Below are 18,451 nucleotides of genomic sequence, written 5' to 3' on the forward strand. Positions count from 1 at the left end.
TTATTCGACCGCGCTCGCGCAGACGCGGTCAAGCGACATCGATCGCGAGGGCTTGTCTTCTGCGAGATCCAGCAGGTGTCCCATTTTTTGCTGCTTGGCGCGCAGATATTGCAGATTGTGGCGAGTCGGCTTGGTGACGAGGGGCACGCGCTCGCTGATGCTCAATCCAAATTCCGCAATGCTGTCGTACTTTGCAGGGTTATTGGTCATGAGGCGGATGCTCGTCACGCCGAGGTCTGCGAGGATCTGCGCTCCGACCGAATAGTCTCGCGCATCGACGGGAAGGCCAAGCTCGAGATTCGCCTCCAGCGTATCGCGGCCCTGGTCCTGCAGCCGATAGGCGCTGACCTTGTGTCCGATGCCGATGCCGCGTCCCTCATGGCCACGCAGATAAACGATTACGCCGCGGCCCTCGGCCGCGACGCGTGCAAACGCCTCATCCAGTTGGCGGCCGCAGTCGCAGCGCATTGATCCAAAGATATCGCCGGTGAGACACTCGGAATGGACTCTTACGAGCACGTTCGCGATCGACGCGACATCGCCCATGACGAGAGCGACATGCTGGATACCGTCAATGAGAGACTCATATACGTGGATAGCGAAGTCGCCATGGCGCGTGGGAAGTCGCGCTTGCGACAGCCGTTTGACGAGCTGTTCGGTGCGCCGGCGATATTGGACGAGATCGCCTATGCTCGCGATTGTCAGGCCATGCGTCTCGGCGAATGTTTCGAGCTGCCGACCGCGCGCCAGGGCGCCGTCATCGTTGACCACTTCGGCCAGAATGCCGGCGGGGTAAAGCCCGGCGGCTCGCGCAAGATCGACTGTCGCCTCGGTGGGGCGCATGCGACGCAGCACGCCGCCCTCGACTGCGCGCAGCGGGAAAATGTGGCCTGGCCGCGCGAGGTCTCCTGGTTTCGTGTCGGGATGAATGAGCGCGCGGATGGTCGCGACGCGATCCGCCGCCGAGATGCCGGTTGTCGTTCCATGGCGCGCGTCGACCGAGACCGTGAACGCGCCTCGCTGCGCATCCGTGTTGTCGGCCGGCATCAGGGGCAATTGCAGTTCGTCGAGCCGTCTGCCGGGAAGCGCGGCGCAGATCACCCCGCTAGTGTGGCGCACCATGAACGCCACGGCCTCAGGCGTGGCGCGGGCGGCAGCCATGACGAGGTCACCCTCGTTCTTCTGCTCATCATCGACCAGAACGACGATCCGGCCTTTTGCGAGTTCCGTGACGGCTTGTTGTATGTTCGATGAAAGCATTGCGGGCGCGGCGCTTGTGGAGGGTCAAGATTCGTTATGTCGCGGCGCTTAGCGTCGTGTAGGTCTTGCCGCGGAAATAGACTAACGGCTCGCCTTCGCCGCGCGCGGCCGCGCCGACCACGGCGCCGATGATGATCGAAACATTTCCGCGTTCAATCACATCAGTGATGGAGCAGTCGAAGACGCCGAGCGCGTTCTTGTAGACCGGGGCGCCGGTGGTGAGCGTCGTCCACTCACCGTCGATGAAGCGCGCGGCGCCGGATAGCCCTGCCTTCCCGCCGAAGGCGTTGGCGACTGCCGCAGCATCGGAGGCGAGGAAATTCACCGCGAAGTGGCGTCGCGACAGAACGCCGGCGAGCGCGATGGTCTTGCGGTCGATCGACACCAGCATGGTGGCGGGGTCAGCCGCTACATGGGTCGCAGACAGACCGAGAAATCCGGTCGGGCCTTCGTCGCTATCGGCGGTGACGACCGTCATGCCGGTCGCCCGCTCGCTGAGAGTCTTCCAGAAAGTCTTGACGTCGATTGTCGGTGAGATCGGAGGAGTGATGACCGTCATTGAACGCGCTCCGCTTTTGCGCAGGGATCGGCGGCCGAGAGGCCCATCTCGCGCGCGACGAGTTCGTACGAGCGCAGACGATCCGCCGGATCGTGCGTCATGGTCACGATCGCCATCTCGTCGGCCGCAAAAGTCTCGGAGAGACGACGAAGTTGCGCGGCGACTGCGCGCGCTTCGCCAAAGATGGTCGCGCCGCGAAGCTGTGCGATGCGCTCCTCCTCTCGCGCCGACAGGACCCGCGCCGCGATCTCGGATGGTCCAGGAAATGGCGTATGGCGCATGCGATCGCGATCGAGCCGCCAGCAAGCATAGGGAAGAAACAGATCTTCGCCGAGGCTCGCTGTCGGCGCAGCGAGCGCCCAGACGCAAAGGCTCACATATGGCTTGCTGAAATGTCGGCCTGGCCGGAAGTGCGCGCGATAGGCGTCCAACGCCTCGGCGCAGCCTTCGCCGTCATGGAAGAAGTGGGCGAAACAGAACGGCAGCCCGAGATGCCCGGCGAGACTCGCAGTGAACGGCGTGCTCCCGAGCAGCCAGGGTTGCGGCGCGGTTTCGCTCACCGGTTGGGCGCGGACGCCTGCAAACGGATGGTCGTCAGGCAACGGCTCGGTGAGCGACCATGCGATCACATCGCTGACATCGTTTGCGAAAGAGTCGGCGGCCGCCATCATCAGCGGATTGTCCATCATCGCCGGCCTCAGCGCGTAGCTTGTCTGGCGATCGGCGCCGGGGCCGCGGCCGATGCCGAGATCGATGCGTCCCGGCGCAAGCGCGTCGAGAACGCGAAACTGCTCGGCGACTTTCAGGGGCGCGTAGTGCGGCAGCATGACGCCGGCGCTGCCGATGCGGATCGAGCGCGTGATCGTCGCCAGCGCTCCAAGCAGGATCTCCGGGGCGGAGCCGGCGAGCGCCTCGTTGTTGTGATGCTCCGAAACCCAGTACCTGCAATAGCCGAGCTCCTCACACGCGCGCGCCAGCGCCAGCGACTCGCGGATGGAAGCATCGGGTGATCGTCCGGCGACAACGCCCGATTGATCGAGAACCGAGAGGCGCATCAGGAACGCTCGATTCGACGACGGCTCACAGCAGGCTCCTTATCTTGCGTCAGCGGTTCGGCGTCAGGCGACGACGCGATGAAACTTGCGGCCGAAATAGACGAGGCCTTCCGAATTCTCCGCTTCGCGGACCGCGACGACTTCGCAGAACAGCGCATCATGCGTGCCGATTTCGATGCTTCGAACGACGCGACAATCGAAGGCGACGTTCGCATCCGCGAGGCATGGAGCTCCGGTGACCAATGTGATCCAGTCGGCCCCGGTGAATCTTGCATCCATGTCTTTGACGCCATTTGCGCCTGCAAATCGCATCGAAAGCTCTTCATGCAGGCCCGAAACCGTGTTGACGCACAAGACACCGCTCTCCTTGATCACGGCGTAGGACTGGCTGCTGCGATTCATGCAGACGAGCAGGGTCGGCGGATCGTCGGTCACGCTGCAGACCGCAGACGCGGTGAACCCGCATGGGCCGGCGGGGCCGGCGCTTGTGATGATGTTGACGCCCGCCGCAAGCCTCGCCATGCCGCTCCGAAACGCCTTGCTGTCGACGGAGGAGGCAGGAATGTCGAACTCGGGAGCGGCAGCGATCGCCAGATTGCTTGTCATGGATGCCTCGCTAACGAAGAGGGGCGACAACTCACCGTCTCAGAATTCAAGAAGCGTCTCGCGGAGTGTGGTTTTCGTGTATTGCGTGCGCACGAGGCCGCGTCGTTGCAGCGCCGGGATCAGGCCCTCGCAGATTTCCGAAATATATCGGCGGTTCACGAGAGTCGTCTGAGGCTTCGTGATCAGGAAGCCGTCGCCTCCAACCTGCTCGGCGACCTGCTCCATGTAGTCGGCGACGGAGTCAGGCGTGCCGACCATCCCTTCGAGGCCGCGCGAGATATTGTCCCAGACCAGCTCGCGCAGCGTCTTGCCGCTGCCCCACTGGGCGAAGGCGTCGAGCGAACCTTGCTCGCCATTGGTGGTGAGCGGCGGCAGCTCCTTGTCGAGATCGAACCTGGAAAAGTCGATGTCCGATGTCGAACTGCGGCCGGCTAGCGTTTTCTCGATGTAATAGGGCGCCGACTGGATGCGCTTGAGCTTGTCCATAGCTTCGGATCGGGTCGCGCCGAGAATGGGCGAGACCACGAACAGGACTTTGACTTCGTCCGGATTGCGGCCGGCTGCGGCTGCGTGAGCGCGGACGTCGTCGCGATAGGCCTTGTTGGCTTTGACGCCAGCTGATGGAGCGATGATGCTGTCGGCGGTCAAGGCGGCGAATTTCCGGCCGCGCGGCGATCCGCCCGCCTGCACGAATGCTGGGCGACCCTGCGGCGAAGGCGCCGTGTTGAGCGGGCCGCGGCATTTGAAATATTTTCCGACGAAGTTGATCGGCCGCACTTTCCTGTGGTCCGCGTAGGTTCCACTTTGGCGATCGAGTACGACTGCGTCAGCCTCCCAGCTCCCCCAAAGCTGTTTGACCAGTTCGACATATTCGTCGGCCATATCGTAGCGGGCCTGACGCGGCGGTAATTCGTCCATACCGAAATTCTGCGCCGCGAGATTCTCGCCTGACGTGACGATGTTCCACCCGAATCTGCCTTTGCAGATATGATCCAGCGTGTTGCAGAGCCGCGCGAGCATGAAGGGCGGATAGGCCATGGTCGAGAGCGTCGCGACCACGCCCATTCTCTGGGTATTGGCGCCGAGCAGCGCTGCAAGCGGCGCGGGGTCGTGCTTCGGCCCCATGATGGCGTGCTTGAGATAGGCTTGAGGGCTGTGACCGTAGGAGTCGGAGATCATCAGGGTGTCTTCGATCATGATGTAGTCGAAGCACGCGCGCTCCATCTCCTGCGCCCAGTCGATGAAGAACTTGCCGTCCCAGGGTTGTCCGCCCGCCGACGTGAGCGGACGCTCCCATTCGTCGGGCGTGAAATTCATGAACCATCCCAGGTGAAACTTCTTCTTCGCGCCCATCATCATGCCTTTCGTCGACTTTCCGTCGGACCTGATCGCCCTGCTTGCAATCAGAACTCGCGCAACGTCTCGCGCAGCGTGCTCTTGGTGTATGAGGTGCGCGTGAGTCCGCGCCGCTGCAGGGCGGGAACCAGCCCTTCGCAAATGTCGGTGATGTATTGGCGGCTGACGAACGTGGTGTGCGGGCGCGTGATCAGGAAGCCGTCGCCGCCAATCTTTTCCATGATCTCTCCCATATTGGCGGAAACGCGATCCGGCGTGCCGACCATGCCGTCGAGACCGCGGGAGACCTGCTCCATGACGATCTGGCGCAGCGTCCTGCCGCTGCCCCATTGCGCGAAGGCGTCGAGCGAGCCTTGTTCGCCGTTGGTGGTCAGGCGCGGCAGCTCCTTGTCGAGATCGAATTTCGCGAAGTCGATATCGGTGATGGAGCTGATGCCCGCCAGCGTCCGCTCGATGAATGACGGGGATTGCCGGATACGCTCGAATTTGGCCTGCGCCTCAGCGTCGGTTTCGCCGAGAATGGGCGCGACCACGAACAGCACCTTGATCTCGTCAGGATCGCGTCCGGCGGCGATGGCGCGCGCCCGCACATCGTCGCGATAGGCCTTGTTGCCCTGGACGCCGGCCGACGGCGCGATGATGCTGTCGGCCGTTTCCGCCGCGAACTGGCGACCGCGCGGCGAGCCGCCTGCCTGCACGAAGGCCGGCCGGCCCTGCGGGGAGGGAGCGGTGTTGAGAGGCCCGCGGCACTTGTAGTATTTGCCCACGAAATCGATCGGCCGCACTTTGGTGTAGTCCGCGTAGGTCTCGTTATTGTGATCGAGCACGACGGCGTCGGGGTCCCAGCTCCCCCAAAGCTGTTTGACCAGCTCGACATATTCGTCGGCCATGTCATAGCGATCCTGGCGTGGCGGCAATTCGTCCATGCCGAAATTGCGTGCGGCGTGATTTTCGCCTGACGTAACGATGTTCCAACCGAACCGGCCCTTGCAGATGTGGTCCAGCGTATTGCTGACACGCGCCAGCATGAAGGGCGGCCAGGCCATGGTGGACATGGTGGCGACGATGCCCATGTGTTTGGTGTTGGCGCCGAGCAACGCCGCAAGCGGCGTGGGATCATGTTTTGGCGCCATGATCGCGTGCTTGAGATAGGCCTCGGAGGTGCCGCCATAAGCTTCCGAAATCATCAGCGTGTCTTCAAGCATGATATAGTCGAAGCAGGCCCGCTCCATCGCCTGCGCCATGCCGATGTAGAATTTGCCATCCCATGGGCGGCCGCCCGATGTGAAAGGCAGCATCCATTCGTCGGTAATGAAATTGGTGAACCAGCCAAGGTGGAATTTCTTTGTCGGCATGTGCTTCCGGTTTCCGATTGGCGCGTTCGTGGAGACTCTCTGGAGCTGGCTCACTCCTAGAATTCGAGCAGCGTCTCGCGCAGCGTGCTCCTGGTGTATTCGGTTCGCACGACGCCGCGGCGCTGCAACGCCGGCACCAAGCCTTCGCAGATTTCGTTCACATAACGGCGGCTGATCTTCTGGAATGGTGAATTGATCAGAAAACCGTCGCCCTGGAACTCCTCGTTCACCTCGATCAGCCGCTCGGCGACCTGCTCGGGCGTGCCGACCATGCCGTCGAGTCCGCGCTTGGCGCGATCCTTGACGAGCTGGCGGAGCGTCTTGCCGCTGCCCCATTGCGCAAACGCGTCGAGCGAACCTTGCTCGCCATTCGTCGTCAGACGCGGCAGTTCGGAGTCGAGATCGAATTTGGAGAAGTCGATGTCGGTGACGGAGCTGATGCCCGCCAGCGCCTTCACGATATAGTCGGGCGAGTCGAAGTAGAGATCGAATCTCTCCTGGGCTGCGGCCTTGGTTTCCGCCAGCACCGGCGCCACGATGAAGAGGACCTTGATGTCGTCCGGATTGCGCCCCGCCGCTGCGGCGCGCTTGCGGATGTCGTCGCGATACTCCCGCATCGCTTCGACGCCGGAGGCCGCTGCGATGATGCTGTCAGCGGTTTCCGCGGCGAACTGGCGACCGCGCGGCGAGCCGCCGGCTTGCACAAAAGCAGGCCGGCCCTGCGGCGAAGGCGCGGTGTTGAGCGGGCCGCGCACCTTGTAATATTTGCCGGAAAAATTGATGGGCCGGACTTTTCTGTAATCCGCGTAAGTGCTGGTTTCCCGATCGAGGACGACGGCGTCGGGGTCCCAGCTTTTCCATAGCGCGCTGACGACCTGGATGTATTCGTCCGCCATGTCATATCGCTGCTGGCGCGGCGGCAGCTCATCCATGCCGAAATTGCGCGCTGCATGATTCTCGCCTGTCGTGACGATGTTCCAGCCGAAGCGGCCGGTGCAGATGTGATCAAGCGTTGTGCAAAGACGCGCCAGCATGAAGGGCGGATAGGCCATGGTCGAAAATGTAGCGACCACACCCATGCTCTTGGTGGCGGCGCCGATCAGCGCCGCCTGCGGCGCCGGATCCATTTTAGGCCCCATGAGGGCGTACTTCAGGTATGCCTCGGTGCTATCGCCATAGGCGTCGGCGATCATCAACGTATCTTCGAGCATGATGTAATCGAAGCACGCACGCTCCATCGCCTTCGCCATATCGACGAAGAATTCACCATCCCAGGGATTGCCGTTCGCCGAGAAAGGCTGATTCCAGTCGTCGACCGTGGCGGTCATGAACCAGCCGAGGTGAAATTTTTTTGCGGCCACTTGCTGCTTCCCTCTAGGTTGGCGTCGGCGCGGTCCGACGCGGCCGCTGACACCGAAATCATCGCATTGCGATCCGGGAAAACCATCGGGAATGCCACAAGCATCTCCCGCCTTGTTCGACGATTTCGCCTTGGGCAGTCGCACGCAAAAAGAGGCAGCGTGACGGATGTCGGCGCGCGAACTATCGTGCGAATCGTGAAGATTGTGCAGGAAATGCGATCGATGCGTCACCGCCGCGATGCGGCCGGTCCGGCCGCGCCTGTCTCGCAAGATATCGTTGCAGTGCTTACGCGTCCTTGGACAGAAGATAATACGATATCGGCATTTCCCACTTGAACAGTTCACCGCGCGCATTCTTGTTGAGCGTGAAATTGCGGCTGAGGAAGCAGGGGATGATGACGCCGGATTCGAGCGCGACGCGGCGCAACGCGTCCTTGTACATCTCGACCTGCTTCGCGGGATCTGATTCGACCAGCGCCTTGTCGATGAATTCGCGCAGCTTGCCGTCCTGGTCGAAGTTTACGCCGTCCGCGTAAGGCGTGCCCTTGGCGAAAACGAGATCAAGAGCGTCGTGCGCGTTGCGACGGTAATTGTAGTCGACATAGGTGGGATACTTGATCCACACCTGATCCCAATATGTCGCGGCGGGCCATTGGTTGACCGTGACGCGGATTCCGGCGGCTTTGACGGATTCAGCAAACGTGACCGCAAGGTCGACCATGCCGGGAAGGATGGGCGAGGTGTAGAGCGTGAACTCGAGGCCATTGGGAAAACCAGCCTCGGCCAGCAATTTCTTCGCGCCGGGAATGTCCTGGGCGCCGTCGCCGAGATCGGTGGGAAACATTGGATCGCCGGGCGGCAATGGAACATCAGGCGTGATCACGCCGAGTCCCTGATAGACGGTGTCGAGGATTAGCTTGCGGTCGACGGCAAGCTTGATCGCGCGCCTTACGCGCACATCGTCGAAAGGCTTCACTTTCTGGTCGAGAAAGATGCACCACGACATCGCGCTCGGCAGCGGCTCCACCCTGACTTTGGGATTGGCGGCGAGCTGTTTGACGAGAACCGAGTCGACCGGATCGATGAGGTCGACCGCGCCCGAGATCACGGATTGCACCTTCGCGCTCTGGTCCGGAATGTTGATGCATTGGATCCCGTCAAGGAGCGGCACGCCGGGCTGCCAATATCCTGCGAACCGTTCAACCTGCCAGGATTGGCCGGGTTCGAAACTCTTGATCTTGAAGGGGCCGGTGCCGATCGCGGTTTTTGGGTCGGCGGTCGGGACGGTTCCCGCCTTGATGATCCCCGTATTGTAGCGCGAGAGCGGTTGGTCGAGCATCGTATCGCGCCGGAGCATGTGGATCCTGACGGTGTGCTCGTCGACCGCTTCGAGGCTGCCGGCGTTGAAGCTTCCTTTCAGGCGCGATCGCAGCGATGCGCCGACCTTTTCGTCGACGAGACGCCCAAGCGAGTAGATGACGTCTTTGGCCGTCAGCGGCGAGCCGTCGTGAAACTTGACACCCTTGCGCAGATGGAATGTCCAGATGTTCTTGTCTCTGTCGAGTTCATAGGACTCGGCGAGCCAGGGAGAGAACTTCCAGTCTTTCCCGCGCCTGACCAGCGGCTCGAAAATGACATGCATAAGTTCGATGCTGGCGCCGTTCTGCACGGTCGCCGGGTCCATCTGCTCGCCGGCATTCGTGTCGCCGAAGCCATATCGCAAGACGCCGCCGCGCTTCTCGTTCGCAAGCGCGGGGCAAGCCGCAATGGCTGACAGAAGTCCGCCGCCGGCTGCGGCTGCGCCAAGCAGGAGTTGACGGCGATCGAGCCACGCGTCGTTGAAGAACTCGTCTGCCGGATCGATAGGTTTCGCCATGGATTAGTTTGCTCCGAGGATGCGAAAGCTAATCGGCCGCGGAAGAAACGAACTATCGGAAAAGCGACAAGCTTCAGTCGGCGAGGAGGCCGATTTTAGTTTAGGCAAGAACACAAAAATGCAGCAGTAAGCTGCTGGCGCGCGCAGGACCACGAGCGTGGTTCGCTGATCCTAAGACGCAGCGCGGTTGGACTGATGTCGATTCCGTAGGACCGGCGCCTAAAGCTTGGGCGAAAATTGCTTGGCACAATTGTTGCAAATCCGTCCTACCAGGGGGGAGCCGAAGCGGGTGGCCGAGTTTCTTCGTTGAAGGAGCGAGCCCCATGTCAGGTCCAAGCCAGATCTATGATATCGACTTGAAGCTGCTGCGCTGCTTTTGCGCTATCGTTGAAGGAGGCAGCTTCACTGCGGCGCAGGCGGCGCTGAATCTTTCACAGTCCGTGCTCAGCGAGCATCTCAAATCGTTGGAGATACGTTTAGGCGCGCGCCTGTGCCAACGCGGGCCGAAAGGCTTCAAACTGTTTCGGGAAGGCGAAGTCGTCTATCAGGCGGCGAGAGATCTCTTTGCTTCGATTGAACTCTTCAAGCAACGCGCTTCGACCTTGAACGCGACAGCCCACGGCGAGTTGGTGGTCGGCATTCAGGATGGCATCGTCGACAATCCGCATGCGCGCATCTCCGAGGCGATCGAAAACTTCACCGCCTGCTATCCGAACATCCGCTTCAAGATCGAGATCATGCTGGGCTTCCAGATGGCGGGCAGGGTCGCTGACGGCCTGATTCATGTTGGCGTCGGGCTCGTGACCGATCAGTTTGAACAGCTCACATTCGAGCGTTTGTTCGATGAGGTGACGCTTCTCTGTTGCGGACGCACGCACCCGCTGTTCGACATTCCGGATCGGATGATCACGACGGAACACATTGCGTCGGCGGCCTATTGCAACAGGGGGCATCTCGAAGACATTCATCCCAGCCCCAACGGCCATTATTTCAAAACCTTCGGGGACATCGGACATGGAGCGCACGCCAAGTTGGCGCTGGTTCTGTCTGGCCGCAACATCGGCTATGTGCCCGAGCATGTCGCGAAGCCCCATATCGAGTCAGGAGCGTTGCGCGTTCTCAAACCGGAGCTGACTCGCCGCGTCAGCCCGATAACCGCGGTGACGCGGCCTAATTCGCCGGATTTCAAGCTTGCCGAGCGGTTCGTCGACAGTCTTGTGGAAATTCACATGGAGGCGGCTGCAGCGGCGCGTCGCGCTGAAGCGGCGTCGCGGGCCGACGGAGCGGGCCCAGTCAGCGTTCCGCAGTTGCGGTCTCCCAAGCTGGCGAGCGTTCAGGCGTTGTGCCGAACCGCGTAGCCCGTTGAGGCGATGATGATTGTCGCGCCAAGGAGAGTGGTCGGGCTCGGAATCTCCAGGAACACGAAATAGCCGACGAGGGTTGCGATCAGGAGCCGCGAGAATTCGAGCGGCGCCAGAGCCGAAGCTTCGCCGATCTGGCAGCCGCGCGTGAAGAGGTACTGCGCGATGGTGCCGACTACTCCGATCTGGATGAGCCGCCACCATTCGCTTGATGTCGGCCAGATCCACCAACAGGCGGCGGGCGCAGCGTAGAATATGCAGAGGATGATGCTCTGATAGAGCATGATCGTCATGGTCGGTTCCGTCGCCGCCATCGACCGGATCGTGATCGAGACGCCGGCGCCGAACAGGCCGCTCGACAGCGCCATGAGAGCGAAGGCATTGATGACGCCGCCGCTGGCTGGCAGCATCATCACGACCATGCCGGCGAATCCGGCGATCGCGGCGAGCCAGCGGCGCCAGTCCACGGTCTCGCGCAGGATGACCGCGGCCGCGATCGTGATGAAGATGACCTGGCTGAAGCTGAGGGCGGTGACTTCGGCGAGCGGGATGTAGAGCAGGGCGACGAATTGCGTGAGCTGCGAGCCGAATGAAAAGAGGCCGCGGAGGATTTGCAGGCCCGGATGATTGGTCCGCAGCGCGCTCCGCAGATCGCTTCCGAAAAACTGGATGATCAGCAACGACACGATAAGCTGACGGATCAGCAATATCTCCGTCATGGGGATGCGTGTCCCGATCAGCTTGAGATTCGTCAGCATGACCGAGAACAGCACGATTGATCCCATCGTCATGATCGTGGCGCGAAGATTGTCGGATGCGCGCGACCAGAGCCGCGTTATGGCGGCCGGCGCGATTCTGATCATCCGTGATCCAGGCTCGAAGCTGGTCGCGCTAGTGTCGGGCCGTCGTTCGATTGGGCCGTCGCAGCCGCCTGCGGGCGGCTGACCCAAGCGAAGCGTCCAATCAGAATCAGCGCATTGACTGTCAGCGCCAGCACAAAGGCGCACCAGAAGCCGACAAGGCCGAGCTGCAATGTGGATGAAAGCAGGTAAGCTGTGGTGAGGCCAAGGCCCCAGTACACCAGGGGCACCACCAGCATCGCGAAGCGATTGTCATCTGTGGCGCGCGGCAGGCCAAGTGACGCCACATAGACGCCGTCCGTCAGCACCCAAAAGATGGACATCAGCGCAAGAGATCGTGCGATCGCGATGATGGGCTGGGTTTCGGGCGCGTGGAGATCGATGAAGAGCCCGAGGAAAAAATCAGGAAACAGGCCGACGCAGACGGCGGCGATGGCGGTCATGACGCAACTCATGACAATGCCGACAAATCCGGCGCGGCGCGCGTCTGCGAACTCGCGCTTCCCGCGAAAATATCCGATGCGCAGCGAAGCGGCGTCGCCGCTCGAGACGGCGAAGCTCGACGTGATGGTTCCGTAATTCATGACGATCTGGTGCGCGGCGAGCGGCGCCGCGCCGAGCCGGCCGATCATCAGCGTGGTGGTGAAGAAGAACAGCGTGTCGAGCGCCTGGACGACGCCGATCGGAACGCCCACGCGGAGCATGAGGCCGAGCACGGAGACGCGTGGCGGCCCGAGCGGAATGTGCTTTCGGCAATTTGTGGCGTGGACCATCGTGAGCATCGCGAGCGCGGCGAGCCATTTGGTCGCAACAAGCGCGATCGGAATGCCGAGCCAGCCCATGGGAGGCGCCCCCAGCGCGCCCTTGGCGATCGCGATCGCGGCGACGAAGTAGATGACAAGGGATGCAGGCGTGAGCGCATAGAGGATGCGGGCCATTCCGAAGGCCGGAAGAACGCCGCGCATCAATCCAAGCGTGATGAGATTCGCAGGCTCCGCCCAACGCATGATGTCGAGACAGCGTTGAGTGTCGGCGATGACTTCCGGGGGCAGCGTAAGGGCGGTGAGCAGCAGATGCGCGTTGCTGAACCACAGGAATGACAGAAGTGAAAGGAGGAACGACAGATACAGTCCGTTCCAATACAGCGCGGCGACGCGTCGCGCGTCGCCGGCGCCTTTCGCGACAGCGATCGACACGCCGACCGTCAGGAGAACGGCAGACAGAATTTGGGTTGTGACGGTGATCCGGACGGCGAGACCGCCGGCGGCCAGCGTTTGCGGATGGATCACTCCGAACAGGACCAATGTCGCGGTCTGCATCAACTGCTTTGAGAGCTGACCCATGGCGATCGGGCCGGCGAGGTGTGCTGTCTCCAGGATGTGCGTGTGAACGGGCCGCCGCGCCGCGGGCGGCTCCGCGACGCCGGTCGGGAGAAGCGTCCGCTGCGCCGCCAGCGTCGTCATGCGGCGTTCAGCTTCGGGATCGCCGCGATGAGTTCGCGGGTGTAGTCGGATTGTGGATTGATGAAGAGCGCATCGCTGTCCTGTTGTTCGATGATGCGGCCGGCGCGCATCACGATGGTGCGATCCGCCATGGTGCGGACCAGCGCCAGGTCGTGGCTGACGAGAATGACCGCTACGCCGGACTCGGCGGACAATTCGGCGATCATTTGCAGGACGGTCGCCTGCACTGACACGTCAAGCGCAGATGTCACCTCGTCGCAGAGCAGAAGCCGTGGTTGAGCGAGAAAGGCGCGCGCGATCGCGATCCGCTGACGCTGGCCGCCGGAGAGCTCTCCTGGCAGACGATCGATCACGGAGGGAGGGAGCCGCACCCGTTCGAGGCCGTCGCGAATGACAGCCTCTCGATCTTTGGCGGCCAGTTCGCGCCGGAACGCCGCAAGCGGACGCGTGAGTATTTGCCGGATCGTGTGGCGCGGATTGAGCGACGCGTCCGGATTCTGGAAGATCAGTTGAATGTCGCGGCAGAGCGATTTCGGTCGGTCGATCGCCAGGCCGTCAAGTCGCGTATTGTCGAATCGCATATAGCCGTCGCTCGGCGCGACGAGGCCGACGATCATCTTGAGGATCGACGATTTTCCGCTGCCGCTTTCGCCGACGATTCCCAGTCGCTCGCCCTCGCGCAGCCGGAATGAGACCTTGTCGACCGATTTGACCGTCGCGCGCCGGTAGGTGAGCTCCAACTGGTCGACAATCAGCAGATGCCCGTTGCCGATGGCTGCGGTCTTGCTCATGGCGACCGGCGCCGGCGCGACGCTTCCGAGCTCGTTGGCGCGAACGCATCGCGCCGTGTGACTCTCGCCGAAATGTTCAAGCGCCACCCGAGCGCTGCGGCAGCTCTCCTGGACGTAGGGACAGCGCGGACTGAAGGCGCATTGATTGAGCACGACGCCGGCCGGCGGGATGCCCGGGATGCCCGAGACGAGTCTCGGATCGTCGAGACGCGGGCTCAGCCCGAGCAGGATCTTCGTGTAGGGATGCCGCGGCGCGCGGATCACCTCGGCGGTCGGCCCTTCCTCGACGATTTGGCCGGCGTACATGATGGCGAGGCGATCCGAGAGGCCGCCCAGGAGAGCAAGATCGTGGCTCACATAGAGAACTGCGATGCACGTTTCGTCCACAATGCGACGCAGCGCCGTTGAGATATGCGCCTGCGTCGTGACATCGAGGCCGGTGGTCGGTTCGTCGAGAATCAGGACGTCAGGGTTGCAGCACAGGGCGATCGCCAGCGCGACGCGCTGCTGTTGCCCGCCGCTGAATTGGAACGGATAGCGCTTGAGCGCCTCCTTTGGATTTGGAATCTGAACGAGTTCGAACAGCTCCATCTGGCGCTTCGCCAGCGCGCTCCCGCGAAGCCCCAGATGCCGGCGGAGCGGCTGCGCAAGCTGCCGGCCGACGGTGAGGGCCGGATTGAGCGCGAGCGACGCGCTCTGCGAAACGTAGGAAACGCGGTTCCCCCAGAGACGCCGGCGATCGGGAGCCGATAACGCCAGCAGGTCGACGCCTCCGAGCAATGAGGCTCCTGCGATCATTTCCTCGCCTTGCTGGAATGCGATGGCCGCCTTGGCGGTCGTCGACTTGCCGCAGCCTGACTCGCCGGCAAGGCCGACGATGCTCCCCGGCTCGAGATTGAGCGACACGTCCCAGATCGCGAATCGACTGTCCGCCGCGCCTGAGTAGCGCACGCTGAGACCCTTGATCTCCAGGCGCCCCGGAGGGGCCTGCGCGGTTGTGTCCGGCGATTGCGTCATGCCGCCATGCATCGTCATCGCGCTCCTTCGGAATGGGCGCCGGCCGTGTGTCTGACGATGGCGTCGGCCGCCAGATTGAAGCCAACGGAAAGGCAAGCGATGCCCATCGCCGGCACGATGGCGACGAGTGGCGCCTGTTGCAGCGAGGAACGGCCCTCCTGGATCATCAGCCCCCAGTCCGGCTGCGGGGGTTGCACGCCGAGACCAAGGAAACTCAACGTGGAGAGCGAGATGATTCCCCAGGTGATGCGCAGAGAAAAATCCGCCGCGACGGGTCCGAGGATGTTCGGCAGGATCTCAAGAATGACGACCGAGAGAGCTGACTCGCCCCGCGCCTGCGCCGCCTGCACATAGTCGACGCCAGCCTGGCTGAGCACGGCGCCGCGAACGACGCGGCTTGATCCGGGCATGTTGGAGATCGCGATCGCCAGGATCAACACAGGCGTCGAAGGGCCGAAGGCGGCGACAAGCAGCAGAATCTTCAGTAGCGACGGCAGGCTCATCAAAAATTCGAATAGACGAGCGGTGACAAGGTCGAACCAGCCGCCTCTGTAGGAGGCAAGGAGACTGAGGAGGCCGCCAGTGGCGTAGGTGATCGAAATCGCGATGATGGGAATCGTGATGATGCTGCGGCCGCCCCAAAGGAAGCGGCTGAGCACGTCGCGCCCGAGATGATCGGTGCCGAGCCAGTGGCTGGCCGATGGCCCCTGATTGGCGGGTCCCAGCCGGATTTCGGTCGGTCCATAAGGAGCGAGCAGCGGCCCTACCAGAATCAGGGCCAGCATCGCCGCGATCAGTGAAAAGCCGAAACGGCCATCGCGCGAAGACAGCATCTGCAGCCAGGCCGAACGCCGGAGCGTCGCATGGGCCTCTTCGATGACCGCGGCTGGCATCAACCCGTTAGTCATGGCGTCGCGAGCCGCAGCCGCGGATTGAGCCACAGGATCATGGCGTCGACGCTGACATTGATGATCGCGATGATCACCGCGAACATCATGATGATCCCTTGCGTGGTCAGGACATCGCCGCTCCCGATCGCAGCGACGAGAAGCGATCCGATCCCCGGGAAGCCGAAGAGATAGTCGACGACGAGCACGCCGGAGATGGCGTAGACCAGATTGAGGCCGATAACGCTCGCGAGGGGCACCGCGGCGTTGCGAAACGCGTGATCCCATTTCACTTGCCGTTCGTTCAACCCGCGCAAACGCGCCGCGCTGACATAGCTGGCGGCGAAAGCCTCTGACGTGGCGACCCGCGCCACCCGGGCGATGTGTGGAACAAGGAGCAGCGCGATCGTCGCCGCAGGCAGTATGAATGTGACGGCGCGAGCCCAGAAGTCGCCGAAGGAGAACGCCATCGCCGATTGGGTGGGAAACCAGCCGAGCCAGACGACGAAGACGAGATAGAGCGCGATCCCGATCAGGAACTCCGGCATCGAGGCGAGCACGAGCAACAGGGTCACGCATCTGAAATCGGTCGCAGTTCCCTTGCGCTGCGCGAGAAATACGCCGAGAAAAATACCGCCCAGCACTCCGAACAATGCTGCGACGCCGGCGAGCGTGAGGCTGCGTCCCAGCCGCGTGAATACGTCGTTCGAAACCGCCCGTCCGGTGACGATCGATTTTCCGAGATCGCCCCGGACGAAGTTGCCGATCCATTCGAGGTAACGGACATAAGCGGGTCGACCCAGTTGGTTCCTTTCGACGAATCTCGCGATCTGCTCGCCACTGATCTCGCGGCCAAGCACGCTGCGCGCGATGTCCTCGGGCTTCTTTATGTTCATGAGCAGAAAAGTGACCACCGATACGATCAGAAGCGTCACAAGATTGCTTCCGAGGCGCATCCCGAATTGCTGCAGCACCTTCAGCGTCACCGCTTCGCTCCTTGTGGCGATGTGGCACCGTATCGCTCGCCTACGTCCAGGTAACATCAAGAATAAGCCAAGCTTGCCCGCCCGTTTTCGATCATCGATGCGCATATAATTTGCGCCGCCGATTGCTTTGTCCGGGGTGTTGGCGCTCGCCTGGTCAGGACGCCGAAAAAATCGGCATCGCATTCTTCGTGAACGGCAGGGCCATATATCAGGGCTTCTTGATGTTTCCATCGCCGCCGCGCCGATAGCGTCGCGTTAGCTGCAGACTGTCGGCGCATCGCTTGTCGATGACGCGCAGTCTGCGAGCTGGCCTCGCATCGAAAGGCGTCATGCCCGCTGATCACTTCCATCTTGCCTGGTTTCTGCAGGGATCGAGCATCCAGGCCTGGCGCGCGCCATGGACAGGCAACATCAGCGAAGAATGGATGGAGCCAGGCCTGTTCCTCGATCTCGTTCGAGCAATGGAGCGGGCGTGCTTCGACTATATGCTGATCGAAGATTCAATCTACGTCGGACAGAACTGGCGAAATTCACGCGAGATTTTTCTGAAGAACGGGATGTCGGTTCCTCGTCAGGAGCCGTCGGTCGTCGCGACCATGATGGCGGCGGTCACTTCACGGCTTGGCGTCGTCCCGACGCTGTCGACCTTCGCCTATCATCCGTATCTCGCAGCGCGGATCCTCAGCACGCTCGATCAGGTGTCGTCCGGGCGCGCCGGCTGGAACATGGTGACCGGCAGCTCCGATCTGTCGGCGATGAATTTCGGCCTCGACCAGCTGCCCCCGCATGACCAGCGCTACGAGATGGCCGAGGAGTATGTGGAGATCGTCAAGCGGCTGTTCGGCTCCTGGGAGCCCGGCGCCATCGTGGCGGACCGAAAGTCGGGCGTGCTCATCGATCACGCCAAGGTCCACACGATCGACTTCGAGGGTAAATATTATCGCTCGCGCGGGCCTCTGAACTCCGGCCCGGCTCCGCAGGGCCAGCCGGTCATCGCCCAAGCTGGCGGCTCGGATCAGGGCAGGGCGTTCGCGGCGAGATACGCCGACACGATCGTCGCTCATCCCAAGGGGATCGGCGCGATGAAACAGTACCGGGACGACATCCACAGGCGCATGATCGAGGCGGGCCGGGATCCGGCGTCGTGCAAGGTCCTGTTCCTTGTCTCGCCGATCGTCGCCGAAACCCGGCAGGAAGCGCAGGCCAAGGCGGACCAGCGCGCGGCGCTGGCGGAAAAGAGTATCGACGTGCGGCTGGCTCAATTCGGTTGGAGCACCAATCTCGATCTCTCCGACATCGATCTCGATACGCCGGTCGGTCAGCTCGAACTCACGACCAACGGTCATCAGTCGAGTCTGGCGCAGTTCGTCCGTAGGGCCGGCGACAAGAGTCTGCGCGAGGCGATCATCAGCTACAACAGCAATGGCGGGACGATCGACCTCGTCGGCGATCCCGATAGCGTCGCTACCCAGATGGCGGAAGTGATGCAGGAAGTCGGCGGCGACGGATTCCTGTTCAACCTGCCTGACGTCAGCCGCCGCAGCATTGCGACCATTACGGACGGGCTGGTGCCTGAACTGCAGCAGCGGGGGCTCGTCCGGCGCGCCTACGCCCACCAGCATCTGCGCGACAATCTGCTTGAATTCTAACCCGTTCCC

At 62.3% G+C, this 18,451-nt stretch carries 15 protein-coding genes; 2 read left to right on the forward strand and 13 right to left on the reverse strand.

Annotated elements, in window-relative coordinates:
• The 8 genes from L8F45_RS06455 to L8F45_RS06490 form a co-directional block, all read right to left on the reverse strand.
• Nucleotides 1-1,260 carry a bifunctional 3,4-dihydroxy-2-butanone-4-phosphate synthase/GTP cyclohydrolase II gene (locus L8F45_RS06455; protein ID WP_342362060.1) on the reverse strand — a complete coding sequence of 420 codons (1,260 nt, stop codon included), beginning with the start codon at nt 1,258-1,260 and terminating at the stop codon, nt 1-3.
• Between the two features lie 34 nt (nt 1,261-1,294).
• Nucleotides 1,295-1,819, reverse strand: a complete 525-nt coding sequence (locus L8F45_RS06460; RefSeq protein ID WP_342362061.1) for a flavin reductase family protein — start codon at nt 1,817-1,819, stop codon at nt 1,295-1,297.
• The gene (locus L8F45_RS06465) at nt 1,816-2,874 is read right to left on the reverse strand and encodes an LLM class flavin-dependent oxidoreductase (protein ID WP_342362062.1); all 1,059 of its coding nucleotides are present in this window, start codon (nt 2,872-2,874) and stop codon (nt 1,816-1,818) included. Before L8F45_RS06465 ends, L8F45_RS06460 begins: the two co-directional genes overlap by 4 nt.
• Before the next feature lie 63 nt (nt 2,875-2,937).
• Nucleotides 2,938-3,480, reverse strand: a complete 543-nt coding sequence (locus tag L8F45_RS06470) for a flavin reductase (protein ID WP_342362063.1) — start codon at nt 3,478-3,480, stop codon at nt 2,938-2,940.
• 39 nt (nt 3,481-3,519) lie between these two features.
• The gene (locus tag L8F45_RS06475; RefSeq protein WP_342362064.1) at nt 3,520-4,797 is read right to left on the reverse strand and encodes an NtaA/DmoA family FMN-dependent monooxygenase; all 1,278 of its coding nucleotides are present in this window, start codon (nt 4,795-4,797) and stop codon (nt 3,520-3,522) included.
• 86 nt (nt 4,798-4,883) lie between these two features.
• Nucleotides 4,884-6,191 carry an NtaA/DmoA family FMN-dependent monooxygenase gene (locus L8F45_RS06480; protein WP_342362065.1) on the reverse strand — a complete coding sequence of 436 codons (1,308 nt, stop codon included), beginning with the start codon at nt 6,189-6,191 and terminating at the stop codon, nt 4,884-4,886.
• A 56-nt stretch (nt 6,192-6,247) separates the two neighbouring features.
• Nucleotides 6,248-7,552, reverse strand: coding sequence for an NtaA/DmoA family FMN-dependent monooxygenase (locus L8F45_RS06485; RefSeq protein ID WP_342362066.1), 1,305 nt, complete (start codon nt 7,550-7,552; stop codon nt 6,248-6,250).
• Between the two features lie 286 nt (nt 7,553-7,838).
• On the reverse strand, nt 7,839-9,428 hold the full coding sequence (locus L8F45_RS06490; protein ID WP_342362067.1) for an ABC transporter substrate-binding protein: 1,590 nt from the start codon (nt 9,426-9,428) through the stop codon (nt 7,839-7,841).
• A 323-nt stretch (nt 9,429-9,751) separates the two neighbouring features.
• Between L8F45_RS06490 and L8F45_RS06495 the strand changes: the two genes are divergently transcribed.
• The gene (locus L8F45_RS06495; protein WP_342362068.1) at nt 9,752-10,786 is read left to right on the forward strand and encodes a LysR family transcriptional regulator; all 1,035 of its coding nucleotides are present in this window, start codon (nt 9,752-9,754) and stop codon (nt 10,784-10,786) included.
• Here L8F45_RS06495 and L8F45_RS06500 read toward each other — a convergent pair.
• The 5 genes from L8F45_RS06500 to L8F45_RS06520 are packed head-to-tail and all read right to left on the reverse strand — an operon-like array spanning nt 10,762 to nt 17,024.
• Entirely contained in the window at nt 10,762-11,652 is an 891-nt protein-coding gene (locus tag L8F45_RS06500) for a DMT family transporter (RefSeq protein WP_342362069.1), read from the reverse strand. The genes L8F45_RS06495 and L8F45_RS06500 overlap by 25 nt on opposite strands.
• A complete protein-coding gene (locus tag L8F45_RS06505) occupies nt 11,649-13,112 on the reverse strand; it encodes an MATE family efflux transporter (protein ID WP_342362070.1) in 1,464 nt (487 codons plus the stop codon). Before L8F45_RS06505 ends, L8F45_RS06500 begins: the two co-directional genes overlap by 4 nt.
• Nucleotides 13,109-14,938 carry a dipeptide ABC transporter ATP-binding protein gene (locus L8F45_RS06510; RefSeq protein WP_342362071.1) on the reverse strand — a complete coding sequence of 610 codons (1,830 nt, stop codon included), beginning with the start codon at nt 14,936-14,938 and terminating at the stop codon, nt 13,109-13,111. Before L8F45_RS06510 ends, L8F45_RS06505 begins: the two co-directional genes overlap by 4 nt.
• Nucleotides 14,935-15,828, reverse strand: a complete 894-nt coding sequence (locus L8F45_RS06515; protein WP_342362072.1) for an ABC transporter permease — start codon at nt 15,826-15,828, stop codon at nt 14,935-14,937. Before L8F45_RS06515 ends, L8F45_RS06510 begins: the two co-directional genes overlap by 4 nt.
• Complete coding sequence (locus L8F45_RS06520; protein ID WP_342362073.1) at nt 15,825-17,024, reverse strand: ABC transporter permease; 1,200 nt, start codon at nt 17,022-17,024, stop codon at nt 15,825-15,827. The genes L8F45_RS06515 and L8F45_RS06520 overlap by 4 nt, the downstream gene beginning before the upstream one ends.
• Before the next feature lie 98 nt (nt 17,025-17,122).
• Between L8F45_RS06520 and L8F45_RS06525 the strand changes: the two genes are divergently transcribed.
• The gene (locus L8F45_RS06525) at nt 17,123-18,442 is read left to right on the forward strand and encodes an NtaA/DmoA family FMN-dependent monooxygenase (protein ID WP_342362074.1); all 1,320 of its coding nucleotides are present in this window, start codon (nt 17,123-17,125) and stop codon (nt 18,440-18,442) included.
• Nucleotides 18,443-18,451: the final 9 nt, after the last annotated feature.

Source organism: Terrirubrum flagellatum (assembly GCF_022059845.1).
GTDB lineage: Bacteria > Pseudomonadota > Alphaproteobacteria > Rhizobiales > Beijerinckiaceae > Terrirubrum > Terrirubrum flagellatum.

Excerpts from the sequence above, each read along its gene's own strand:
- L8F45_RS06505 (WP_342362070.1), bottom strand. The coding sequence starts at position 13,112 with ATGACGACGCTGGCGGCGCAGCGGACGCTTCTCCCGACCGGCGTCGCG.
- L8F45_RS06515 (WP_342362072.1), bottom strand. The coding sequence starts at position 15,828 with ATGACTAACGGGTTGATGCCAGCCGCGGTCATCGAAGAGGCCCATGCG.
- L8F45_RS06465 (WP_342362062.1), bottom strand. The coding sequence starts at position 2,874 with ATGCGCCTCTCGGTTCTCGATCAATCGGGCGTTGTCGCCGGACGATCA.
- L8F45_RS06480 (WP_342362065.1), bottom strand. The coding sequence starts at position 6,191 with ATGCCGACAAAGAAATTCCACCTTGGCTGGTTCACCAATTTCATTACC.
- L8F45_RS06490 (WP_342362067.1), bottom strand. The coding sequence starts at position 9,428 with ATGGCGAAACCTATCGATCCGGCAGACGAGTTCTTCAACGACGCGTGG.
- L8F45_RS06510 (WP_342362071.1), bottom strand. The coding sequence starts at position 14,938 with ATGACGATGCATGGCGGCATGACGCAATCGCCGGACACAACCGCGCAG.
- L8F45_RS06520 (WP_342362073.1), bottom strand. The coding sequence starts at position 17,024 with ATGGAAACATCAAGAAGCCCTGATATATGGCCCTGCCGTTCACGAAGA.
- L8F45_RS06475 (WP_342362064.1), bottom strand. The coding sequence starts at position 4,797 with ATGAATTTCACGCCCGACGAATGGGAGCGTCCGCTCACGTCGGCGGGC.
- L8F45_RS06455 (WP_342362060.1), bottom strand. The coding sequence starts at position 1,260 with ATGCTTTCATCGAACATACAACAAGCCGTCACGGAACTCGCAAAAGGC.
- L8F45_RS06525 (WP_342362074.1), top strand. The coding sequence starts at position 17,123 with ATGCCCGCTGATCACTTCCATCTTGCCTGGTTTCTGCAGGGATCGAGC.
- L8F45_RS06460 (WP_342362061.1), bottom strand. The coding sequence starts at position 1,819 with ATGACGGTCATCACTCCTCCGATCTCACCGACAATCGACGTCAAGACT.
- L8F45_RS06470 (WP_342362063.1), bottom strand. The coding sequence starts at position 3,480 with ATGACAAGCAATCTGGCGATCGCTGCCGCTCCCGAGTTCGACATTCCT.
- L8F45_RS06495 (WP_342362068.1), top strand. The coding sequence starts at position 9,752 with ATGTCAGGTCCAAGCCAGATCTATGATATCGACTTGAAGCTGCTGCGC.
- L8F45_RS06500 (WP_342362069.1), bottom strand. The coding sequence starts at position 11,652 with ATGATCAGAATCGCGCCGGCCGCCATAACGCGGCTCTGGTCGCGCGCA.